The 598-nt window shown below is 34.9% G+C and carries 1 pseudogene; it reads left to right on the top strand.

The window, feature by feature from the left end:
* Window positions 1-598, top strand: a pseudogene (locus ACFQ2O_RS22250) (hypothetical protein); the annotation flags it as partial.

Below are 598 nucleotides of genomic sequence, written 5' to 3'. Positions count from 1 at the left end.
CAGATAGTCGCATTTGCCAAACATATTGATGACCCTCAGAATGAAAGAATAGTATTCTCAGGGATCTTTGGAATAGGCAAGAGTTACTTTTTAGAGAAGTTCTTTGAACATAAAGAAGAAGAATACTTAGCCATAAAACTGGCACCTGTAAACTATTCTATATCTAGCAACGATGACATCTTCAGACTATTAAAGTATGATATACTCTATGAACTTATAGTTACTAATGAGCTTGAACTGGAGCAGGAAGTTATAGATCGTCATATTGCATATGGCACAATCTTATTATCTAAAGCAGATTCATTATTAGAAAGCTTTTTAAGTGCTGCACAACTTTTGAATAAAGGTATAGGAGGTGATGAAGAGCTGCCTAATCCTGCACCGCTTATCAACTTTTTAAGTAAAGCTGCGGCTAAAATTGAATCTATCGAGAAGGATAGGAAAGATGCAAATTTGAACCAGCGCATCCTTTCCTTTATTAGCAGTCAAGAATCCTCTACACTGTTTGAATCAGATTTTGTAACTGGTTTTATCGTAGAATCTCTAAATCGATTGGCAAGTAAAAACGAACAGAAGAAGGAAACTGTACTTATAATTG

It is taken from the genome of Pontibacter rugosus, from assembly GCF_042678745.1.
Lineage (GTDB): Bacteria > Bacteroidota > Bacteroidia > Cytophagales > Hymenobacteraceae > Pontibacter > Pontibacter rugosus.
The sequence above is the reverse complement of the archived record's forward strand: the minus strand, read 5'-3'. Positions and strand labels throughout refer to the sequence as shown.